This window comes from Segatella salivae DSM 15606 (genome assembly GCF_000185845.1).
GTDB classification, from domain to species: Bacteria; Bacteroidota; Bacteroidia; order Bacteroidales; family Bacteroidaceae; genus Prevotella; species Prevotella salivae.
The window spans coordinates 1,811,517-1,832,651 of record NZ_GL629647.1 but is presented as its reverse complement, the minus strand read 5'-3'; the positions used below and the strand labels follow the sequence as shown (position 1 = coordinate 1,832,651).

19 protein-coding genes are annotated in these 21,135 nt (G+C 46.1%); 11 read left to right on the top strand and 8 right to left on the bottom strand.

The annotated features are described in order from the left end of the window. Positions 1 to 140: 140 nt before the first annotated feature. Positions 141 to 365 carry a hypothetical protein gene (locus HMPREF9420_RS14685; protein ID WP_248628088.1) on the bottom strand — a complete coding sequence of 75 codons (225 nt, stop codon included), beginning with the start codon at positions 363 to 365 and terminating at the stop codon, positions 141 to 143. 468 nt (positions 366 to 833) lie between these two features. Here HMPREF9420_RS14685 and HMPREF9420_RS07435 point away from each other — a divergent pair, with 468 nt between their 5' ends. From HMPREF9420_RS07435 to HMPREF9420_RS13265, 3 genes are all read left to right on the top strand, one after another. Further along, positions 834 to 1,277: a D-Ala-D-Ala carboxypeptidase family metallohydrolase gene (locus HMPREF9420_RS07435; RefSeq protein ID WP_007134942.1), complete on the top strand. Its 444-nt coding sequence runs from the start codon at positions 834 to 836 to the stop codon at positions 1,275 to 1,277. An 81-nt stretch (positions 1,278 to 1,358) separates the two neighbouring features. Next, positions 1,359 to 1,808: an HU family DNA-binding protein gene (locus HMPREF9420_RS07430; protein ID WP_007134941.1), complete on the top strand. Its 450-nt coding sequence runs from the start codon at positions 1,359 to 1,361 to the stop codon at positions 1,806 to 1,808. A 224-nt stretch (positions 1,809 to 2,032) separates the two neighbouring features. Next, the gene (locus tag HMPREF9420_RS13265; RefSeq protein ID WP_007134940.1) at positions 2,033 to 2,185 is read left to right on the top strand and encodes a smalltalk protein; all 153 of its coding nucleotides are present in this window, start codon (positions 2,033 to 2,035) and stop codon (positions 2,183 to 2,185) included. A gap of 327 nt (positions 2,186 to 2,512) precedes the next feature. Here HMPREF9420_RS13265 and HMPREF9420_RS07425 read toward each other — a convergent pair whose 3' ends face one another. Then, complete coding sequence (locus HMPREF9420_RS07425) at positions 2,513 to 2,770, bottom strand: hypothetical protein (protein WP_007134938.1); 258 nt, start codon at positions 2,768 to 2,770, stop codon at positions 2,513 to 2,515. 127 nt (positions 2,771 to 2,897) lie between these two features. Between HMPREF9420_RS07425 and HMPREF9420_RS07420 the strand changes: the two genes are divergently transcribed. After that, positions 2,898 to 4,589 (top strand): DUF4980 domain-containing protein, encoded by a 1,692-nt coding sequence (locus HMPREF9420_RS07420; protein WP_007134937.1) that lies wholly within the window; start codon positions 2,898 to 2,900, stop codon positions 4,587 to 4,589. Positions 4,590 to 4,821: 232 nt separating this feature from the next. Beyond that, a complete protein-coding gene (locus tag HMPREF9420_RS07415) occupies positions 4,822 to 5,703 on the top strand; it encodes a carbohydrate kinase family protein (RefSeq protein ID WP_007134935.1) in 882 nt (293 codons plus the stop codon). Positions 5,704 to 5,848: 145 nt separating this feature from the next. Here the strand turns inward: HMPREF9420_RS07415 and HMPREF9420_RS07410 are convergent, their stop codons facing one another. From HMPREF9420_RS07410 to aroQ, 3 genes are read right to left on the bottom strand one after another with little or no spacing between them, the layout of a single operon-like run. Beyond that, positions 5,849 to 6,229, bottom strand: coding sequence for a hypothetical protein (locus HMPREF9420_RS07410; protein ID WP_007134934.1), 381 nt, complete (start codon positions 6,227 to 6,229; stop codon positions 5,849 to 5,851). 23 nt (positions 6,230 to 6,252) lie between these two features. After that, a complete protein-coding gene (locus HMPREF9420_RS07405; RefSeq protein WP_007134933.1) occupies positions 6,253 to 6,933 on the bottom strand; it encodes an O-methyltransferase in 681 nt (226 codons plus the stop codon). Positions 6,934 to 6,936: 3 nt separating this feature from the next. Further along, on the bottom strand, positions 6,937 to 7,371 hold the full coding sequence (gene aroQ / locus HMPREF9420_RS07400; protein WP_044079170.1) for a type II 3-dehydroquinate dehydratase: 435 nt from the start codon (positions 7,369 to 7,371) through the stop codon (positions 6,937 to 6,939). A 102-nt stretch (positions 7,372 to 7,473) separates the two neighbouring features. Between aroQ and xerA the strand changes: the two genes are divergently transcribed. The 5 genes from xerA to HMPREF9420_RS07375 all read left to right on the top strand — a co-directional run bounded on the left by xerA (position 7,474) and on the right by HMPREF9420_RS07375 (position 12,042). Further along, complete coding sequence (xerA, locus tag HMPREF9420_RS07395; RefSeq protein ID WP_007134931.1) at positions 7,474 to 8,397, top strand: site-specific tyrosine recombinase/integron integrase; 924 nt, start codon at positions 7,474 to 7,476, stop codon at positions 8,395 to 8,397. Between the two features lie 127 nt (positions 8,398 to 8,524). Next, entirely contained in the window at positions 8,525 to 9,844 is a 1,320-nt protein-coding gene (locus HMPREF9420_RS07390; RefSeq protein ID WP_007134930.1) for a YihY/virulence factor BrkB family protein, read from the top strand. Then, positions 9,834 to 10,700: a peptide chain release factor N(5)-glutamine methyltransferase gene (gene prmC / locus HMPREF9420_RS07385; protein WP_044079169.1), complete on the top strand. Its 867-nt coding sequence runs from the start codon at positions 9,834 to 9,836 to the stop codon at positions 10,698 to 10,700. The genes HMPREF9420_RS07390 and prmC overlap by 11 nt, the downstream gene beginning before the upstream one ends. 186 nt (positions 10,701 to 10,886) lie before the next feature. Further along, positions 10,887 to 11,354, top strand: coding sequence for a regulatory protein RecX (locus HMPREF9420_RS07380; RefSeq protein ID WP_007134928.1), 468 nt, complete (start codon positions 10,887 to 10,889; stop codon positions 11,352 to 11,354). Beyond that, positions 11,347 to 12,042, top strand: coding sequence for a ComF family protein (locus HMPREF9420_RS07375; RefSeq protein WP_007134927.1), 696 nt, complete (start codon positions 11,347 to 11,349; stop codon positions 12,040 to 12,042). Before HMPREF9420_RS07380 ends, HMPREF9420_RS07375 begins: the two co-directional genes overlap by 8 nt. Before the next feature lie 359 nt (positions 12,043 to 12,401). Here HMPREF9420_RS07375 and HMPREF9420_RS07370 read toward each other — a convergent pair whose 3' ends face one another. The 3 genes from HMPREF9420_RS07370 to HMPREF9420_RS07360 are packed head-to-tail and all read right to left on the bottom strand — an operon-like array spanning position 12,402 to position 16,968. After that, entirely contained in the window at positions 12,402 to 13,238 is an 837-nt protein-coding gene (locus tag HMPREF9420_RS07370) for a DUF3108 domain-containing protein (protein ID WP_007134926.1), read from the bottom strand. 33 nt (positions 13,239 to 13,271) lie between these two features. Then, positions 13,272 to 15,419, bottom strand: coding sequence for an Ig-like domain-containing protein (locus HMPREF9420_RS07365; RefSeq protein ID WP_007134925.1), 2,148 nt, complete (start codon positions 15,417 to 15,419; stop codon positions 13,272 to 13,274). Between the two features lie 10 nt (positions 15,420 to 15,429). Continuing rightward, on the bottom strand, positions 15,430 to 16,968 hold the full coding sequence (locus HMPREF9420_RS07360; protein WP_044078838.1) for a GH3 auxin-responsive promoter family protein: 1,539 nt from the start codon (positions 16,966 to 16,968) through the stop codon (positions 15,430 to 15,432). Between the two features lie 607 nt (positions 16,969 to 17,575). Here HMPREF9420_RS07360 and HMPREF9420_RS07355 point away from each other — a divergent pair. Beyond that, positions 17,576 to 21,076, top strand: coding sequence for a leucine-rich repeat domain-containing protein (locus tag HMPREF9420_RS07355; protein ID WP_007134923.1), 3,501 nt, complete (start codon positions 17,576 to 17,578; stop codon positions 21,074 to 21,076). Positions 21,077 to 21,135 lie beyond the last annotated feature (59 nt).

The following is a 21,135-nucleotide window of genomic DNA, read 5'->3' as shown; positions in this document are numbered from 1 at the left end:
TGTTTTTTCAAGCGTTGCCGCCGTTGATGTTCTTGATTCTGCTGCAAAGTTACGAAATCCCCTATGAGTTACGTTACACATTTTACGGACAAATTTGACGATTTTGCGGATATTTCGTCGATAATACCCGATAAACAAAACTATTTCTTGACAATTTGGTTGAATAACGGACTTGCCGTGTGGTGTAAAGCAGCTTCATAACGCAACATGAGTGGAGGTCGACGAAGGTTCTTTCTTAGGCGCGCTTTGGCCAGATATGCACGCGGATTGTGAGGCTCACGGCGGTTGAGACGCAGACAAATGTCGTGGGTCAGTCGGCCGAAGGTGTAACATTGGCCCGTGTCGTCAATGAGTTCATAGCGCATGACTACGGCATTGATCACTTCAAGCAGGTCGGTCGTTGTGCCTTTCTAGGTGTAACCTGCCGATGGCGGGAGGGCAAGAATTGCAAGAATCTCGCTCTTCATGGTTTCAAACATACATTCTTTTTCGTTCATTTTACTGTTTTTTTCTTGATGCAGTGAGCTGATAACAGCTTGATTTACATTTAATTACGCTGTTAATCTCAGCCTACATCCGTTAGTTTTTCTATGGGGTTACGTTGTGTTTTGCCCCTAATTACCAGGTGATTTGCGGCTACAAAGTTAGTGATTAATATGGAAGTATTTCTTCACTCGCAGCGCTATCATGGTTAACGGAGATTAAATCTTGACGATTTTCAGCATGTATCACTTTTTTGTATCACATAAAACTTGACAAAGGGGGTCTTAATTTTGTATCTTTGCAACGTGTTCAGGATAACCATTTTCTTTAACCTCAAAACTTCGAAAAAGATGAAAAATGAACCCATAGAAATGTATTCGCCTCATTTCTCAAAACAAGAGATGCAACGATCGGCCACGGCGATAAGGCTCGGTTTAGACAATACACCCGACGCTGAAGCCGAAGCAAATCTTCAGGCGCTTTGCACTCATGTGCTCGAACCCTTGCGAGCGCGTTTCGGTCGCATCATCGTGACGAGTGCTTATCGCTCAAAAGCTGTTAACGAGGCACTTTTCGGAGAGCCTCACTCGCAGCATCTCAAAGGCGAAGCCGCCGATATTCATGTCTCCAATGAGGAGATGGGACGGCGCTATTTTCGTTATATCAAGCATGTGTTGGACTTCGATCAGCTGCTCTTTGAGCACGTCATGAACAATGGTTGCATGTGGCTTCATGTGAGTTATTGCAGAGATAGCAGCCGCAACCGACACAAGGCGAAGGAACTATCCATTTGAAAGCAAACGTTTCGCAATATTCCGTACGGAAAAACTATCGTAAAATTATTAACAAACTAAACCAAAGAAAGGGTAACAATTATGGCAGTTATTTACAAGATTTACAAGAACAACAACAAGAAAAACGCTGGTTTCGGCAAGTATTATGCACGTGCTATCCACAATGGTACAGCCAACCTTGACGACATTTCGGCTATCATCGAGCGCAACTGCTCTATGAAGAAGAGCGACGTGAAGGCCGTTTTGACCGAACTTGTCGAGGTGATGACGATGCAGATTCAGGACTCTAAGCGTGTGAAACTCGATGGTTTTGGCACGTTTAAGATTGGAATCAGCACGAAAGGTGCCGAGACTGCCAAGGGTTTTAACCCCTTGAAGCACGTCAAAAACATGCGTGTCATCTTCATGCCTGAGTCGCATAAGGACGGTGATTCGCGTAAGTTGATTAAACCAATGCTTAGTGGTGCGGTGGTGCAGGAAAGCACTCAGTATACCATTGAGAAAAAGAAAAAGACGCAGCCTCAGGGTTAACGCTGCTTGAGTACATCGGTCTGCTGGCATGAAGTCTTGCTAAGTAGGGGCCTCATCCCGTCACCCGACAACAGCCTCTGCCCTCTCCCACCCTGCTCTTGCAGGCGGAAGGGCAGACGGAAAACAGATGATTGCGCCTCCAATGCTATGATTTTATGCCGCAGACAACACTGAAAATAGAGAAAAACAATCGCTACAAATCACATTAACACACAAAAAACATCATGGATAAAATAAGAAGTAATCAATGGAAATTAGTCATTAAAATCATTATCGCGTTAGCCACTGCCCTGTTGGGCGCCATCGCTTCTCCTGATTCGGAAGGCTTATCGCGCCAAGCTCGGAAAGAAAACAGCACGAAGGTGTTGGATAATTAGGCTGCAAAGGACGCGAGTTGTGGCGCATGAGCCATAGTCGTGGCTCGGTAAGGCCTACAAGCATGCGACGAGAAAAGAATGTTTGGTCATATTAAAGGTTATATTTTTTTGTTTTGAAACAGGGGCAGAGTGATCGTGATGATTGCTCTGTCTTCTTTTCGTTTCGATGAGTTCATCTTTCTGTTTCGATGAGTTCTGGGGGCAGTTTGACTGCCTGAGGCATGGCATGAAAGCGGAAAAAAGAAACAAGAACGAGGACAAAACGAAGAGGTTTGATGAAAAAGAAAAAATAAATGAGGTTTTGTTTGGACTTTCATCGATTCTTTTCTATCTTTGAACCAACTCTATTTGTGTTCCTGTTGGCTGTTCTTCAGACACCTCCCCGAAAGCAATCAGCGTGTCAGACACCGGCAGGAGCACGCTTAACAACGACAGTTGCAGAGAGTATTCAGGTGGGCGTGCAATCCATGTTCTCATGAGTTGTGTGCGTGTTTCGGTCTTATGCGGTCTTGTGATGCCCCATGGCAGTCTTCCGTTTGCCTTCTCCCCTACTCTTTTGTGGCGCTCGTTGATGCAGAAAAGCACAATGGAGAGGTTTCAGAAAAAAGTAACTTAAACAAGAAATAAAATGCAAGTACACGCTAAAATGAAGTTAACGTGGGTGCGAAGGCAGTTTCGTCATCCCCGAATGTTATGTTTATTAATTTGCTGGATGATGATAACTCAAGCATTTTCTCAGTCAGTGCCGATGAAAATCTCAGCGCTCAGTGACAATCATGTGTTAGTAAGTCTCACCCCAGAGCAACGCTATCTGCTGCTCCCTATTGAGGAAGATGAAGCCCAGGCGGCGCTAAAAGTGATTGTAGACAATGAGGTTGTTGAGACACTCAACGTCAAATTGGCTGCCGACCACATTGATTATAGCGTGCCGTTGGACCTGGGTCGTTACACCAATAAACCTGTGTTGCTCGATGTAACGTTTCATAACGAGCGCCGTTCTACAGGCGATGTCAAGGACTTTACGGCTTGGAAAGCCATGCAAAGTGTGGCACATTTTGACACGAAAAACCGCGAAAAATATCGTCCTCTCTATCATCACACCCCACTCTGGGGCTGGATGAACGACCCCAATGGCATGTTTTATAAAGACGGGGTGTGGCATCTCTATTTCCAATATAACCCTTATGGCTCGCAATGGGAGAACATGACATGGGGTCATTCCACGTCGAAAGACCTCGTGCATTGGACCTTTGAAGGTTGTCCTATCCGTCCCGATGGGTTGGGAACTATCTTTAGTGGGTCGGCAGTTGTAGACAAAGCGAACACTGCCGGCATGGGAAAAGATGCCGTTGTTGCCTTCTATACATCGGCTGGAACAAGTCAGGTGCAGAGCTTAGCTTATAGTCTTGACAACGGAAAGCGCTTCACAAAATACGCCGGGAACCCTATATTGACCGATAGAATTACCGACTTTCGAGACCCTAAAGTGTTTTGGAATGCCGACCTCAATGCCTGGAATCTTATCCTCGCGGCAGGCCAACAGATGAACATCTACAGCTCAAAGGACTTGAAAAACTGGACCTTTGAGAGTGCGTTTGGACGTGAATATGGCAACCATGATGGCGTTTGGGAGTGCCCCGATCTTATGAAACTACCTATCGAAGGCACGAAAGAGGCGAAGTGGTTGCTGCTTTGTAACATCAATCCTGGAGGCCCTTTTGGAGGCAGTGCAACGCAATATTTCGTGGGATCTTTTGATGGTCATAAGTTTGTTTGTGAGAGTCAGCCCAATGTAACGAAATGGATGGACTATGGAAAAGACCATTATGCCACCGTGACCTTTGACAATGCACCCGACAATCGGCGTGTGGCCTTGGCGTGGATGAGCAATTGGCAGTATGGCAATCAGGTGCCGACACAGCAGTTTCGCAGTGCCAACAGCGTGCCACGCGACCTCGGTTTGTTTGTCGATCAGGGCGAAACCTATGTCAGTGTCACGCCTTCAAGAGAGCTGTTGGCCTTGCGTGGTGACAAGGTGAGCCATCCCACAGCAGCTTGTGAGATACTCATCGACCTTCGTTCGCAGGCACAACCCACCACGATTACCCTCAGCAATGCCCACCATGAGCAGGTGGTGATGACCTATCAGCCCAAAGATCACACGTTCAGTATGGACAGAACAGCGAGCGGAATCACAGATTTCAGCAATCATTTCAAGGCCATTACTATCGCACCGACACACGGAAAGCTCACTCAATTGCGTCTCTTCATCGACAAATGCAGCGTTGAAGCTTTCGATGCAAGCGGTCGAATGGCGATGACAAATCTGGTGTTTCCCAAGGTGCCTTACGATAAGTTGACGGTCAGTAAGGGTGCGCGCGTAACGATTTATGACCTGAAATAAAGTGTCGCTGGCCTGCCATGGGCTTGGCATAAGGGCAGATTTAGCCGATAAGGGCACAGCCACGAGCGCATCAAATGAAGCACATCGGCGTGCAAGAAAAGGGCGTTCAGCCCGCAAGATGCATGAATAGAGAAAATAAAATGAAACATAATTATTAACCAACAGGCCTCACCACCCTACTTCTTTCATTCAGAAGGAGGATGCGTTTGGGGGACTATAAAACAAAATTCCTATGGAAAAAAGAACGATTGTGGGTATCGGAGAGTCGTTATGGGACTGCCTTCCTCAAGGCACTAAGCTTGGAGGAGCCCCTGTTAACTTTGCTTATCACGTACATCAGTTTGGTTATGACGCCGTAGCCATTAGTGCGTTGGGCAATGATATCCTTGGCGATCAGACACGAAAAGAACTCGATGCCGTCAAACTTCCTTATATCATGCCGATTGTTGCAGAGCCAACGGGCACCGTACAAGTGACACTTGACGAAGAGGGAGTGCCCACTTATGACATCAAACAGGATGTGGCGTGGGACAATATTCCTTTTAATGAGGAGATTGAAGCTGCAGCAAAGCGTGCGCAAGTGGTGTGTTTCGGCACATTGGCACAGCGTAACAGTGTTTCACGCAACACCATTCAACAGTTTCTCAAGGCTACTCCGAAAGACTGCTTAAAGGTGCTTGACATCAATCTTCGACAGAATTTCTACACCAAAGACATTATTCAAGAGTCAGTGGCAGCGTGTGATATTCTGAAAATCAATGATGAAGAACTCATCACTATCGGTCGACTCTTTGGCTATCCCGGCTTGGATATTGAAAACAAATGCTGGCTGATACTCGGTAAATACAATCTAAAGATGCTCATCGTCACCTGTGGTATCAATGGCAGCTATGTCTTTGGACCGGCTGTTAAGTCGTTTATTGAGACTCCACATGTTGAGGTTGCCGACACCGTTGGTGCCGGAGATAGCTTCACAGCGTCGTTCTGTGCAGCCTTACTCGCAGGGAAAACCCTTGAAGAGGCTCATCAGTTGGCCGTCAATGTGAGTGCTTATGTGTGCACACAAGCCGGTGCTATGCCCGTGATTCCCGAGCGTTTTACGAAAGAAATCTAAGCGTTTTACGAAAGAAATCTAAGTGCTCTCACTGCCAATGCCGTGCCCTATGCAGCGCTTGGCGGTGAGGTCATGCGCTGATTCGTGGTATTTTATCGTGTGAAGTCACGGAATTGATGGCATAAAAAGACTGCAATCAGCGCGTTTATACACCCTCATTGCGGTTCTCTTCCTGTTGCCATGCCTCCCATTCTTTCATGGCTTCTTTCCAGTCTACAGCCCCTTCAGCCTTTGCTTCCTGTTGCTTTTCAGCCTCATCCCGTGCCTTGTCGCGTGCACGTTTAGCCTTCATGGCCGCAATTGTGGCGTCGTCGAGGACTTGGATTGCACCGCGTTGAATGGCCTGTTGCAGTTCTTCCTCTCCAAAAGCCTTACCGGGTTCATTGAAATCAGAGATGTTAAATTCATAGTCTACACGCAAGTCGTGTCGTATCATCTTTTGTTTCAGTCGGTTGCCCGAGTTTTTTAGTCGCAGCAACCTACCGATTTCGTGAATCTCTTGTTGTGAAAATTTGTTCCTTCCCATCAGTGTTTGGGTTTAAAATGGATTTAGTCTTTAATCTTTCGGATGAGAGAAAGTCCATCGCGCAGCGGCAGAATAACCTTTTCTACGCGTGAATCGGCCTTGACATGGTCATTGAATGCGCGTATGCCTATTGTCTGTTGGTCGTGGTCATAGGCTGGGTCGATGACATGACCATCCCACAAGGTGTTGTCGGCAAGAATGTAACCGCCCGTCCGAAGCAGGCGCATCGTCATCTCATAAGTCTCGATATAGGTGCGTTTATCGCCGTCAATGAAGGCCAGATCAAACGTGATTCCGAGCCTCGGAGCCAGCACATTAGCATCTCCAATGGTAAAAACAATCTTGTCGGCTACGGCAGATTGCGCTATCCATGGACGCGTAAAGTCTTCCATTTCGTCGTTGATTTCAAACGTATAGAGCTTGCCTTCGGGCGGCAATCCCTCGGCTAAGCAGAGGGCACTATAGCCACTAAATGTGCCCACTTCAAGCACATTGCGGGGTTGAATCATGGTGACGAGCATCTTCAACAACCTGCCTTGGATGTGTCCGCTGGCCATTCGACCGTGTATGGTGTGGATGTTTGTGGCGCGATAAAGGCGATAAAGATAGTCGTCTTCTGCGTCGATGTGCTGCGCAATGTAGTCGTTGATAGGGTCTTCCACGTGTTGCAATGCGTCAACCTGAGCGTCTCCGTGTCTGCTCATACCCTATTTTGCGTTTGAATGGTGGTCAATCAGTGCATCAATGGCCATGGCATAGCCGTGCAGACCGAAGCCACAGATGACACCAAGACAGGCTGGACTCAAGAAAGAATGGTGGCGGAAATCCTCTCGTTTGAACACATTGCTGATGTGAACCTCAACAACAGGGCACGCAATCGCACGGATACAATCGTGCAGGGCAATGCTCGTGTGGGTGTAGGCGCCGGCGTTCAATACGATGCCATCAGCGTCGAAGCCCACCGCTTGCATCTGATTGATGAGCTCACCCTCTACATTACTCTGGAAATAATGCAGCTCAACATCGGGAAACTGCGCTTGAAGTTTCGGCAGGAAAGCCTCAAACGAGCTGCTGCCATAGATGCCGGGCTCGCGTGTTCCCAATAAGTTTAGATTGGGACCATTGATGATTTGTATCTTCATATATTCGTTTTTTTTGTTTATCTTTGCAGCAATGGTGACAGACATGCAGTCATAACGCTTCATTGTTGGACAAAGGCTGCAGCAGCAAAAATAATAAAATAAATGGAAACCGACAAGAAAAGCAGTGCCAATATCTTAAAGGCCTATTTGCGTTATCTAAAGTTAGAGCGCAATTATTCGCCCAATACGCTCGATGCCTACAGTCATGACATCGCGTGGCTCATTGATTATTGCAAGCGCGAAGAACGCGACTTGCTGGGTCTGCAGCTTGAAGACTTGCAGCATTTTGCCGCATCTCTGCACGAGTTTCATATCGGTCCGCGCTCGCAGTCACGCATATTGAGTGGCATTCGCTCGTTCTTTCGCTTCCTGTTATTGGATGGTTATATCGACAATGACCCTACAGAATTGCTCGAATCGCCTGTCTTGGGCCAACACTTACCCGAGGTGCTGTCCACCGAAGAGGTCGACCGATTGGAAGAAAGCATAGACCTCAGCAAACCAGAAGGCCAGCGCAACCGCACAATTATTGAGGTGTTGTTCTCTTGTGGATTGCGGGTGAGCGAACTGGTCCACCTGAAACTCTCCGAACTTTACCTTGATGATGGCTTCATTCGCGTGCTCGGCAAGGGGTCGAAAGAGCGACTTGTGCCCATTTCTCCACGTGCCATCAAAGAGTTACGCCTATGGTTTGCTGATCGCGTTCACCTTGATATCAAACCCGGAGAGGAAGACTTTGTGTTCCTCAATCGCCGTGGTCATCATCTCACTCGCACGATGATACTCATCATGATCAAGCGACAGGCTGAGGAAGCAGGCATCAAGAAGACCATTTCTCCCCACACCTTGCGCCATAGTTTCGCTACGGCGTTGTTGCAGGGTGGGGCAGACTTGCGTGCCATTCAGGCGATGCTCGGTCATGAGCACATTGGAACAACCGAAATCTATACGCATATCGACACGACCACCCTGCGCGAAGAGATTCTCAACCACCACCCACGCAACATGAAAAAGCAGGCGGAATAGTGCGCCGAAAGCATGCCTACGTGGGCCGTAGCGCATGGTTTCATCAGCGATGTTGAGGCAGAAGAACGAAAAATTTGAATCCCATTTCATTGCAAACCTAACTTTATTTCCTTAAATTTGCAACTGCATGAATAAACAATCTAAACTCAAATATTTCATGGTTTTTGGCATCTGGCGACAGGATGACCATGAAAATAGCCGATGGAAAAGCATCGGAATGAATGTCATTCGCAAGATTTATATGGCTGTCAAGCTATTTATTGAGCGCGGACATGTGGACTATGCCACCCAACTTTCATTCAGTACGATTCTTGCTATCGTGCCCATCTTCGCCCTTATCTTTGCGATTGGTCGTGGCTTTGGCCTCTCTCAATACATCGAAACGTGGCTGCGCACATCGTTAGGTAGCCAGCCCGAGGCCGCCAACTCTATCATTGCCTTGGCTGATTCCTATTTACAGCACGCGCAAACAGGCTTGTTTATAGGCATTGGTTTGCTATTTATGCTCTACAGTGTACTAAGTCTTATCTATAACGTTGAAAGCGTTTTCAACATCATTTGGCAAGTAAACACGAAGCGATCTATCGGCAGATTCCTCTCTGATAACCTTGCAATGATGTTCCTTGTACCCGTGATTATCATCGTCATGTCAGGCGTAAGTATCATTGCAAACACTACTACTGAGCACCTGCAAACCTTCTTTCTTCTGGGTCCAATCGCCCGCGTTGTTGTGAGCTTACTGCCGTTTGTTGTGCTGACGCTTATCTTTGTGGCACTCTTTATGGTGATGCCCAACACGCGAGTGAAGTTCACTGCCGTTGTCGGTCCAGCCATCTTGGCCGCTATTGCCATGCTTCTTGTGCAGTGGGGTTACGTGCATGGACAACTCTTTCTCTCTGGATATAACGCAGTATATGGGTCACTTGCCGCGCTGCCTCTATTCATGTTATGGATGCAAATATCGTGGTATATCTGCCTGTTTTGTGCCGAATTGTGTTACATGAACCAGTATTTTGACTACTACGAATACATGATAAGTCCACACGATATCAGTGAGGCCAACCGACGAAAGATTGCTTTGCTTGTGATGAAACATATCACAAAGCGATTCAGCGAGGGCCAACCTGCACTGACAGTCTTGGCTTTAAAGCAGCTCACGGGAATCCCTGTGTGCCTTGTTAGCGATGCTTTGATGCGGTTGGAACGTGTGAAACTCGTTACGATGGTAGCCACTTCCAAGGATGAAGACGAGCGTTATCAGCCGGCACTAAGCTTAGATCATCTGCGCATGGGCCACATTGTAGAACTCTTGGATAATGCTTCGGCCGACCGACATAAGAATAATTATCTCGACCTTAATGCGTTGTTTGACGACAAGGCGAAAGAAGAGGTGAGACAGGCACGCATGAATTTTATTCAAAAACTTAATGAAATCAATAACTTATAGTAACTTATGGCGGCGTTTGTTGCCTCATTATGATGAGCGAGAAGCCAAAGCTGTTGTCAGAACGCTTGTGGAAGAACTGTTCCAACTGACGCTGACCGACCTCTATGCCGGTGGTCTTGACAACCTCACTACTGCCGAACAACAGCGTTTGGAAACGTCACTTCAGCAGTTGGAAGCAGGCATTCCGGTGCAATATGTCACGGGAACGGCACGCTTCTTTGGGCGTGATTACGTGGTCAATCCCCATGTACTTATCCCACGACCTGAAACAGAAGTGCTCTGCGAAACAATTCTTTCGGCATATAACCAACCTTATTGTGCGTTGCAACCGCCTGCGCCCCTGCGTGTGTTAGACATTGGAACAGGCAGTGGATGTATTGCCGTCACCCTCGCACTCGACCTTTGGAACAGCAGTGTTTCAGCCTGGGATGTCAGTGGCGAGGCCCTGCTCACGGCGCGAGAGAATGCACATCGCCTGCAAGCTCAGGTGAATTTTGAGTGGCATGACGTGCTTTCGCTCGACGAAGCAGCACTTGCGGCCACGCCGTTTGATATCATCGTGTCCAATCCTCCGTATGTTTGTGACTGCGAGCGCAAGGACATGACCGAACAGGTCTTGGCACATGAGCCTCACACGGCCCTTTTTGTGCCCGACAACGACCCGCTGTTGTTCTATCGTGCCATTGCAGATTATGGCGTAACCCACCTCAATCCGCATGGTCTTTTGGCGTTTGAAATCAATCCCATTTATGCCGAAGAGACATGCAAGATGTTGGAGCATATGGGCTATGAACAAATCGAAAGCAAGGAAGATCAGTATGGAAAGGAGAGGATAGTGATAGCCCGAAAAGACTGATACCCACCCCGACCCTCCCCAAGGGAGGGAGTTTGAGCTTGAGAAAAGGATGCACAGAAAGGCTCTTTTCAATCTTATTACGTAACAACATATAAATAATTATTCATAAACAAAATACAAGTAGCCTCATTCAGCGGCTCCCCTCTCCTTGGAGAGGGGGTGGGGGTGAGGCTTTATTTTCTTCTTATGACAGAACAACAAGCTCAAAATAGATTGGCAACGCTATGTGCAAAAGGAGAACATTGCACACAAGAGATGCTCGAAAAACTTCGGAAATGGGAGATTGATGATGAGGCGCAAGCGCGTATCATGGCCTATCTCACAACCCATCACTTTGTGGATGATGCCCGCTTTTGTGAGGCGTTTATCAAAGACAAGATAGAATTTAATGGCTGGGGACGGCGAAAAGTGGAGCAGGCGCTTTATCTAAAAGGCATTCCGCGAAGCCTTTCCGACCCCTTCTTTGAGGAGATTCCCGACGAGATGTATTTAGAAAAACTTCGCCCTCTCATTCAACATAAGTGGCCAACGATAAAGGGTCGCAACGACTATGAACGCTCAATGAAGCTCATGAAGTATGCTTTGGGGCGGGGTTTTGACATGCGATTGGTTCGACTTTGCATAGAAGAAATTGGCGAAAGCTTGGATGATTAGCCTGTTACGGCATGTGAAAGAGGTTGTCAAACCACGCGCCTGTGTGATTTGTCAGCATCGGTTGGCGCCCACCGAACACGCGGTTTGCACCACCTGCAATCGTCATTTGCCTCGCACTCACTATGCCGTTGAGGCGCGCGACAATCCCGTTTGTCGCCTGTTTTGGAAGCAGGTGCCGATTGAACGCGGTGCCTCCTGGGTTGTTTATGCCGCACATGCCCCTATCAGTAAGGCCATTTATGCACTGAAATACAGGCATCAGGCCGCCATCGGACAGCGACTTGGCGAACTCATGGCCACTGAATTGAAGGCTGAAGGCTTTTTTGAAGGCATCGATTTTATAGTGCCTGTGCCACTGACTCGCGGCAGATGTCGTGAGCGCGGCTATAATCAGAGTCTGTTGATTGCCGAGGGAATTGCCCACGTTACTTCCATTGCGATTGACGAACATATTTTAACCCGCCTGCATTACAAGGGCAGTCAGACGCAGCAAACCATTGAACGGCGGCGCGAAAACGTTAAGGGCGCATTTCAATTACATCATCCTGAACGAGTGCGCGGACATCATGTGTTGCTCATCGACGATGTTATCACGACTGGATCCACAATGCTTGCCTGTGCAAAAGAATTGGCGCGGGCAGGCGAGGTGACAATCAGTGTGCTCTCGTTGGGCTATGCCGGTCGCTAAATCATGAGCTAAACGGCTCGCCAAGGCTATGTGCATGGTGCGAAGAATAGATGCGGAGAAGGAACGTGTGGCCGTGTGTGGCTAAGCGCTTGATATAGAGGAGGTTTGAGATTTGGTGCAAAAGGTGTTGCAATGTAACGAACATTGCGTGATGAAATGAGCGGAATCACCGCCTGATTAACGGCAGTTCAAAAATTGGTTTGCGTGAAAGGATATTGCAACGTATTTTCGCTCGGTTGACAAAGCTGGGCAGCCCTGTGCACGAAAAGAATCAAAATAAGCCGCTTATCGTTGCGTATAAGCGGCTTATTTTGTATAGTTATATAAATCGTTGCTATGGATGCAAACGCGGCACAGCGTTAATTTCTGAGTCCTTTTGCCCCGACCAAGAACGCCTTTGCAGCCCCAAAGCGCAGATACATGTCAAGACGCACGGGCACATGATTGGCATCATCGGTCACATAGAAGTCGACAATGCGTTTATATTTGCCGTCATCGAGTTCGAGATAAGCCAATTTCAAGCAGTTGTATTTAACGTCGTTATCCGCCTTTATCGTAGCCTTTCCGTCGAAACGCAATTCAGCTGGGGTGCGATCATCGCCGTCAACGATAGGGAAACTGATAGCCGTTCCCTTCTTCCAGTTTATCGGATCAAAGGAGCGGGCACGCATAAAGATGCTCAACATGTCGTAGACGCAGTCGCTATAATTATGTTTCACCCATGTGTTTGAGCCGTCGTTGTGGAGTCGGTGCTGGCGAACATTGGCCTTTCCTCCGTTGTAATTGTAGAAGACTTCATCCACTGTGTAGCGCTTTCCCTCGCGTGCGCCCTTGCGAAAATACAGCGGTTCCATGTTCAAACTGTTATAACAGAGCAGCGTATCTCGCAGTACAAAGAAGTTATCGAGCTTGCCATTGCCGCGTGTAGTGAGGCTACAGCGATAGGCATTCTTGCCTTCATAGCGGCTCTGCACGGTGTACATGCTGGCTGTTCCGGCTTTCACCCACACGAATTTCCAGTTGTAATAGAGGTTGTAGGTGAGGAATTCGCCCGATTTAAACGCTGTGTTTCGGAAGGCACATGGCCCTTCTTGAGCATTGGCCACTATCGTTGCACTGCACAAAAGCAAGGCCACGAGGGCACAGCGGCGCAGTGTTGAGGCTGCTTGCAGCAGGAGTTTACGTTGTTGTTTCATCTTTTCTTTCCTTTCTTTCCTATCTTTTTTTACTTAGCGTGGGTTGGTTTCAGGCGTATAGGGAAGGCCCATTTGCTTCGCACGCTCGGCATTCCGTCGTCTGATAGTCTTTTGTTTGTCGGCCTTTTGCTTTGTGATAGCGCCAGGTTTTTGCTGATAGAGTGGGGTGGAAGTGGGGTTCCAACTTTCCGTCAAGTCCCATTTCGCCTTACATTCAATCTTTCCCGGGTAGTAGTATACAGCCTCAGGCTGGCGGTCTTTGGCATAGTCGCCCGTGTCCCAGATGCCATTGTGGTTACTGTCTACAAAGAGACGCAGGTAGTAAGTCTCGGGTTTGAGATAATAGAATTCGGCCTGTTGGTGTTCGGCAGCAACCTCTTTAATCACTTTGTCGTTGCGGTCGAGCAGTTGAACGATGCAGGGTTGGCCATCCAAGCCCGTTAGCGTGATGACCAAAGAGCCAAATTCGTCGTCGCCCTTCACCTTGAATCCTTGTTTATATTTCGGCGTAACAGCCCCATAGATGTCGGTAAAGGCTGTGCTGTCGGTTTCAAAACTATAGTCTTGTCCGGGCTTCCAATCAGCCGAAATCTCATAGTTCATGCCATATTTCAGCGAGTCAGGCCGCACAAAGCGCCCTTCGGCATTGCGTCGGGCGACAGGCAGCAGTTGGTAGTTGGCACGATACCACAGCGAGTCTACCTTTGTATAGAGGTGTACTTTCGTGGTGTCGATGGTAGAAATTGGCGTTTCAAACTGCAACTGCAGTCGCTTTTCGGGATCTATTTCATTGGCGTTTTGCATGCGAATCGCCAACGTTGGTCGTGGCATTTCCGTCTGATAAGGCTCTCCTTTCTTTTTCAACTTCTCTTGTTGCTTTTGCCATTTCTCGTAGGTAGCCTTGAGTTGTTTCATTCTTCGCTCGTAAGGCTGTTTCGACAACACCTCAAGGGTGTCGGTTTGACTGACGAGTTGGCCCGCCGAATCGGTCATGAGATAGGTCATTTCCATGCGCAGCGTGTCTTGATTGACCAAGGCTGTGTCGCGCAACCAATAGTCGATGGTGTCGCGTTTGGCGTTAGGGATGGCGATAAAAGCATCATGTGCGTTGAAATTCAGGCCTTTTATTTGAGGCAATTTGGGATTACCATAACTGAAATTCACGGCAAAATGGTTGGCTTCATTGCGCGTAACACTTAGTAGATAGCGGCTTGTGAGCACCTCATGAAAGGCACACAGCGTGATGTTATCGGGCAGAAAATGGGCATATCCCACGCGTTTGATGTCGGCAATATGCAGGGAATCAGACCATAAAGTGTCTTGTCTGGTGTCGTCCATCACCGAGGGTTTGATGAGCTCATGATTGAAAGCAATCATCTCACTCTTTTGATTGAACTGATAATTTCCGTCAACATCCTGCAAGGCATATACGCGATAGGTGCCACGTTTGACGCCTTTGATGACGAAATGACCACGACTATCCGTGCGACTTACACGCAACATGGGTTGTTTTTCAAAGGCCGAGTCAGCCAGATTTGCATAGAGACCAACAAGGATTCCTTTCACTGGTTCGAGGTTTTCGGCTGCAACGACATAACCAGAGACCTCCATCGTGTCGATTTCTGCACCCGTAGAGAAGCTATAAGTGTAGTTACCGAGGGGGTTACCCTCGTTGTTATCGCTGATGGCATCACTGAAATCAATGGTATAAGTGGTGTTGGCTTTCAACGAATCGAGCAGCTTAACTTCAATCGATTTGCCTGTAGCCTTAATCTCAGGAGCCTGTAATTGGGGTGGAGAGACAATCACATTTTCTGTTGGATTGTCGATTTTTACAAACTCATCAAAGCTGATTTTCACCTTCTGTGCCTTCACCTCAGTGGCTTTGTCGGCAGGCGTGGCCCCCAAAACCTTAGGGGGTGTCTCGTCATACCAGCCTCCATCAGGGTTTCCCATGCGTGCACACGAGGTGAGAACTCCCCCGATAGTAACCGTCAACAGCAAGGAGAGACCTCCCCCCATCCCTTTCAAGGAGGGGGGAACCCATAGAGACGGGCTAACTTGAGCTGTATTTTGACTCCTCTTTTCTTTTGTTAAACCAGGATATCCAAGCTGTAAACGATTTGTGAACAGCTTGATTTTCTTGATATATTTCCACATAGCGCTCTTGTTTTCTTTCATGAGATAAGGCTCAATTGGATAGGCGTTCCTCTCCCAGAGAGGGCGAAGGAGAGATGTTCATCACCTCTTCGATAACCTTTCTGCTATTGCTTAATCTCGGAATTTTATGTTGTCCGCCAAGCTTTCCCTTTGCCTTGAGCCAGTCGTTGAATTGTCCTGGGCGTGCAAGAACCACCTCAAGCGGTTGCAAAGTGATGTCATGAAAGCGCTTAGCCTCATAGTCGCTGTTGATTTCTTGTAGCTTTTTGTCAAGCAAAGTGGCAAAGCGTTCAAGAGAATCAGGTGCTTTTGCAAACTCGATGAGCCACTGATGGCGACACTTTGCCTTGCTATCCATGAAGACAGGTGCTGCAGTGTATTCGCTGATTTCAGCCCCAGTCTGCGCACAAGCATAAGCCAAACCCTTCTCAGCATTGTCCATGATGAGCTCTTCGCCAAAGGCATTGATGAAGTATTTGGTGCGACCAGTGATGACAAACTTATAGGGATTCGTGCTCGTGAAACTCACAGTGTCGCCAATAACATAGCGCCACAGACCGCAACTCGTGGTGATTACCATAGCATAGTTAATGCCTGTTTGCACTCCTTCGAGTGGAACAATCGTTGGATTGTCGGTGCCAAACTCATCCATTGGAATGAATTCATAGAACACATCATAGTCGGTCATCAGCAAAAGACTCTTGTCTTGGAAATCGCTTTGAATGCCAAAGAAGCCTTCGCTGGCATTATACGTCTCCATATAGTGCATCTTTGGGCTCGTGATGAGCATCTCATATTGCGGTCGATAAGGTGTAAACGCAATGCCACCATGAAAGAAAACTTCGAGGTTTGGCCACACTTCTTCAAGGTGTTCCTTGCCCGATAGTTCCATAACACGCACCAAAACGCTTAACATCCAGCTTGGAACTCCAGAGATGTTTGTTACGTTTTTATGAAGACATTCACGTGCAATAAGGTCGCGTTTTAATTCAAAATCGCTCAACAAAGCAGTCGATTTCTTAGGCACTCTGACGAGATTTGCCAATGGGTTTATATTCTCAATGAGGATTGCACTGAGGTCTCCGACGAGAGAATTTGCCACATTATAGTTGGGTGAATGACTACCTCCGAGGATGAGACTACGGCCATCAAAGAGTCTGCTTTGAGGGTTATTACTCAGGTAAAGTGCTACAACATCTACGCCACCGGCATAGTGAATATGATTCAATCCGTCTTTAGAGACGGGGATAAACTTGCTCTTGTCGTTGGTTGTTCCTGATGATTTTGCATACCATTTGACACGACCGGGCCATAGAACATTGGCTTCTCCGTGGCGCATGCGGTCGATATCGCCTTTCAGTTCCTCGTAGCTGACAACAGGAATACCTTGTGCAAAGTCTTCATAACGACAGCTTTGCATGCCAAACTTGCGTCCATACTCGGTATGACGGCCATGTTCAATAAGACGCTTTAGCACCTTTTGCTGCATCTTCACGGCCTCTGTGGCATAGCGTTCCAAATCTTTTTGTCGTGGCAGGAACAACTTTCCTGCGATGCTTGTCAAACTCATTGTCTTCTCATTCAGTTGTTCTTGCAAAATTAACGCAATCTTTTGGAATACCCGAAAGAATTATCCTTTTTTATGTTCTTTAAGGGCGAACGAGTCAAGATGATACCAATGATGTTACTTTTCAGCACTTTCCTCTTTCCTTTTTATTTATAAGCATATATTAATATAAAGGTGGAAAGGAAAACAAAAAACTCATGTTTACAGATAAAAAGTAATTTTCTATAATAAAAAATGTTTGCACGCGTGTGATACTTTATAATAAAAGAGGATATGGTTACTTTTGAAGAGTGGATATTTACGAATGGGAAAACTATTTAGCTTCAATGGAAACTTTTTCTATATCAAAAGAGAAAATTTAATAATTTTTTCTATTTATCTTTGTGCTCACAATACAAATGCTTGATAAGTAATCAGGCCAACACAAGAATTAAACTATAAAACGTACTCAGATTCGGCCGGATCTTGATTGTATTCACTTGGTAAAGCTGCCACTAATGCAATTCTTTGATACCCAAAGATGGTACATCATAGTGTAAAACTGCATGGGATATGTAGTTCGATGTCATAGATTATAACTCGACAATACAAACATACTAATATTAGACTTATGAGAACAAGTAGATTCTTATTGTTCATTTTGCTCGCTCTTTTTTATGCGAACACTGTGAGCGCAATTATTGTAGGTAATCAGTTTACAAGGGATGGGATTACCTATGAGGTTACTTTTATGGACGTAGCCCATGATGGTCATCCTGCAAGGTATGAGGTAAAATTCGTTTCTTCCAATTTAGCTGGAGCGCTAAATATCCCTGAAACCGTTGCAGATCTTAACAATCAGTACACTTTTAAGGTAACCGCTATTGCTGCAAATAGTACAGTTCCGAATGCAACTTCGGTCACGATTCCGAGTAATGTCACAACGATTAATGCCAATTCTTTTAAGGGGAATAACATCACGAACATCAATATCCCTGCCACAGTGACTGAAATCAAGGACGGAGCCTTTTCATATATGGAAGGACTTAAAGCCATTACAGTCGACGCCGGAAATTCAAAGTATTCAGCAACTGATGGTGTGCTCTATGAGAATAAGACTGAAGGAAAATATCTTTCCGCTTATCCTGTCGCCAAAGATGGTACACCTTTCGGTGTCGGTGGACTTGAATTTACGGTACCAGAAGGCGTTGTCGGTGTGTCCACGAATGGCTTTCAAAAGGCAGGAAAGCTTTCACGCATCAATCTTCCTGCGTCATTAAAGTATCTCCCGACTAATCAAGAAGGAAATGGTTTCACGTCAGCAACCAACTTGAAAGAAATTAAAGTAGCCGCTACAAACCCTAATTTTCAAGACATAGATGGGGTAGTTGTTACGAAAGATGGCAAGACTTTAGTATCTTATCCGAATAATAAGGGAGGTATAAAAGATACAAATTATGATGCACCTCTATCCATTGACCCTACTCATGCAAAGCGTCCTGGGGAGTATTATGAGATTCCTGCTGGTGTAGAAACTATCAAAGATGGTGCTTTTGCACAAGTACAGACCATTACAGCTGTTAAACTTAATGATGTAAAGACAATTAAAAAAGGTGCTTTTTACTCTGTACGTAACTTACGAAATGTAGAGATTTCATCTTCAGTTACATCGATTGAAGATGGTGCAATCACGGGTTCGCCCGACCTACTTAGCTTTAAGATAGATGCAGGTAATCCTAATTACATGGCTGATTCAGAGGGTGTTATTTACAATAAAGCAGGTACTGAGCTTGTGCTTTACCCTGCAGGAAGAGCTGGAGAGTACTCAACGCTGCCCACAACGCAAACGATTCGTAACAGAGCTTTCTATTATGCGCAGAAGGTTACAAAGGTAAACTTCAACTCAGGACTTACGGATATAGGGAACGATTGCTTTCAAGCTGCTGCTGCATTGAAAGAGCTTACCTTCACAGCTCCCAGCACATTAAAGAACATCGGAACTTTTTCTTTCTATGGAACTGCCTTGGAACATCTCACGATTCCTGCCTCAGTAGAAAACATTGGATGGAATTCTTTCAGCCCAACAAAGTTGAAAACGGTTGAAGTTGAAGATGGATCAAAGCTAAAGACGATTGCAAGAGATGCATTTGCAAACAATACTGACCTCGAAGAATTTAAGTTCTTGGGTTCTTCTGACCTTGAAAAAATTGAAAAAGGTGCCTTCAAAGGCAATACAAAGTTAAAGGAATTTACGATACCCAAAAATGTAACAACGATAGAACGCGGTGCTTTCGATGGCAATTCTGCAATGGAAAAAGTTACTTTCGACCAGCCCGCGAAGATACAAACGATTGGAGAAGGTGCGTTCCAAGGTGCTCAAGCATTGAAGAGAATAGAACTACCTAACACGGTAACTACTATCTCTAAGGACGCCTTTAATACGTGTAAGAGCCTCACAGAGATTGTAATTCCTTCAAGTGTAACCAGTATTGACCCCACAGGATTCCAAGAATGTGGTAAGCTTGAGAAGTTTACCGTCGACCAAAACAATCCTGTTTATTCAAGTGTTGATGGTTTCTTGTTGAGCAAAGACAAAAAGGTGTTGAAGGCTTTCCCACCTGCAAAGGCCAACACTTATTATACCTTACTTCCTCCAACGATTGAAGAGATTGGCGCACAAGCCTTCTATTACGTTCAAGAACTTGAGAATGTGACGATTCCTGAGAAGGTAACGAAGATTGATAAGTTTGCATTTGACCGCACGGCTAAGCTCAACACAATCGCTTTCTTGGGTCAAACACCAATCACAAATGTAGACCCTTCTGCTTTCAATCCAGCCAATGTCAATACCCACGACATTCAAATCAGTATCCGAAAGAATGCACAAGCTGCTTTCGCCAGCAATGCTTTTTGGAGTGGTTTCAAACAGTTGGGCATATCATTCTTTGAAGAAGTCAACGGAACTGGTAACGGAGAAACTGAGTTTTTCCCGCTTTCTCAGAAGGCAGTAATGGTTGTTGACACCAAAGCCGATGTCTTTACGTATGTTGTTCCAAAGACTGTTACGAACTCAACTGATAATCATGTCTACGAGATTCGCCTTTGGGGAGACTATGCTTTGAAGGATTCTCCTGCCACAAGTAAGTTTGAAGAGGTGGTATTTAAGAATCAACTCGACTATATGGGACTTAATGCTTTTGATAAAGCGGATGGCAGTTCGTCTGTGAAACGCATTTTCTTCACGAGCAACAATCCAACAAAAGATATGAGTGCCACTAAGTGGGAATATGGTAATACGCAGCATGAGTTCAACTCAACACTAAAGATTTACGTCAAGAAAAGCGTCTTAGATGACTATAAAAGTGCTACTGGTCATGAGCACGCTGGATGGGGACGATATGCTAATCAGATTGATTATAAGATTCCAAATGACGTGAAAGTACAGCATGTTTTCGCTACTTTCGCTCGCGAATTTGATGCAGATCTTGGTATATATAAGCGTGAAAAAGGCGGTTCAGGAAGTGATATTGGTGCCTTTATTGTAAAGAGTAGCAACGTGTTTGTCTTGAATAATGGTACTGCTCTGTTTAAGATGACGAGTATCAATGGCACAGGAAGCAATGTGAATCGTTATAACTATGTGCCTGCTAACAATGGAGTTATCTTGGCAACACTAAATGGTAGCGCCACACCTGCAGACTTCTACTACGCTATCGGCGAGGAGGATAATGCGAAATATACGCCAAATGCTGGCGAGCAAAATATCGTTGAAGGGGTTACTGTGAAAGACAAGAGCATCCAATCTACGGCTGCTGCACCCCTCTTTGGTATGTCTGCAAGCAAAGGAACGCTGCTAAAAATTCCTGCAACTCCATTTAATATGAAGGTGCATAAAGCCTTTGTCAAAGGCATTACAGGTGCGGTTGGCAGTGCAAAGGTTTCACTTGTCTTTGACGATGAATGGATGAATGGCAACATTCACGATGGAACAGGCAATACAGCTGGTATCTCTGACGTAGAAAGCAACACTAAAAAGCAAGATGGTGTGTACTATAACCTACAGGGACAACGTGTTTCTAACCCTCAACATGGTATCTTTATTCAGAATGGTAAAAAGGTTGTCTTGCCCTAAGGCAACCTTCTCCATCACGAATTTAAGATAACATAACAACAACTTCACAAAAACAAAAC

Excerpts from the sequence above, each read along its gene's own strand:
- HMPREF9420_RS07370 (WP_007134926.1), bottom strand. The coding sequence starts at position 13,238 with ATGAAACAACAACGTAAACTCCTGCTGCAAGCAGCCTCAACACTGCGC.
- HMPREF9420_RS07415 (WP_007134935.1), top strand. The coding sequence starts at position 4,822 with ATGGAAAAAAGAACGATTGTGGGTATCGGAGAGTCGTTATGGGACTGC.
- HMPREF9420_RS07355 (WP_007134923.1), top strand. The coding sequence starts at position 17,576 with ATGAGAACAAGTAGATTCTTATTGTTCATTTTGCTCGCTCTTTTTTAT.
- HMPREF9420_RS07420 (WP_007134937.1), top strand. The coding sequence starts at position 2,898 with ATGATGATAACTCAAGCATTTTCTCAGTCAGTGCCGATGAAAATCTCA.
- HMPREF9420_RS07375 (WP_007134927.1), top strand. The coding sequence starts at position 11,347 with ATGATTAGCCTGTTACGGCATGTGAAAGAGGTTGTCAAACCACGCGCC.
- HMPREF9420_RS14685 (WP_248628088.1), bottom strand. The coding sequence starts at position 365 with ATGCGCTATGAACTCATTGACGACACGGGCCAATGTTACACCTTCGGC.
- HMPREF9420_RS07360 (WP_044078838.1), bottom strand. The coding sequence starts at position 16,968 with ATGAGTTTGACAAGCATCGCAGGAAAGTTGTTCCTGCCACGACAAAAA.
- HMPREF9420_RS07435 (WP_007134942.1), top strand. The coding sequence starts at position 834 with ATGAAAAATGAACCCATAGAAATGTATTCGCCTCATTTCTCAAAACAA.
- aroQ (WP_044079170.1), bottom strand. The coding sequence starts at position 7,371 with ATGAAGATACAAATCATCAATGGTCCCAATCTAAACTTATTGGGAACA.
- HMPREF9420_RS07430 (WP_007134941.1), top strand. The coding sequence starts at position 1,359 with ATGGCAGTTATTTACAAGATTTACAAGAACAACAACAAGAAAAACGCT.
- HMPREF9420_RS07410 (WP_007134934.1), bottom strand. The coding sequence starts at position 6,229 with ATGGGAAGGAACAAATTTTCACAACAAGAGATTCACGAAATCGGTAGG.
- xerA (WP_007134931.1), top strand. The coding sequence starts at position 7,474 with ATGGAAACCGACAAGAAAAGCAGTGCCAATATCTTAAAGGCCTATTTG.
- HMPREF9420_RS13265 (WP_007134940.1), top strand. The coding sequence starts at position 2,033 with ATGGATAAAATAAGAAGTAATCAATGGAAATTAGTCATTAAAATCATT.
- HMPREF9420_RS07390 (WP_007134930.1), top strand. The coding sequence starts at position 8,525 with ATGAATAAACAATCTAAACTCAAATATTTCATGGTTTTTGGCATCTGG.
- HMPREF9420_RS07405 (WP_007134933.1), bottom strand. The coding sequence starts at position 6,933 with ATGAGCAGACACGGAGACGCTCAGGTTGACGCATTGCAACACGTGGAA.
- HMPREF9420_RS07365 (WP_007134925.1), bottom strand. The coding sequence starts at position 15,419 with ATGAAAGAAAACAAGAGCGCTATGTGGAAATATATCAAGAAAATCAAG.
- HMPREF9420_RS07380 (WP_007134928.1), top strand. The coding sequence starts at position 10,887 with ATGACAGAACAACAAGCTCAAAATAGATTGGCAACGCTATGTGCAAAA.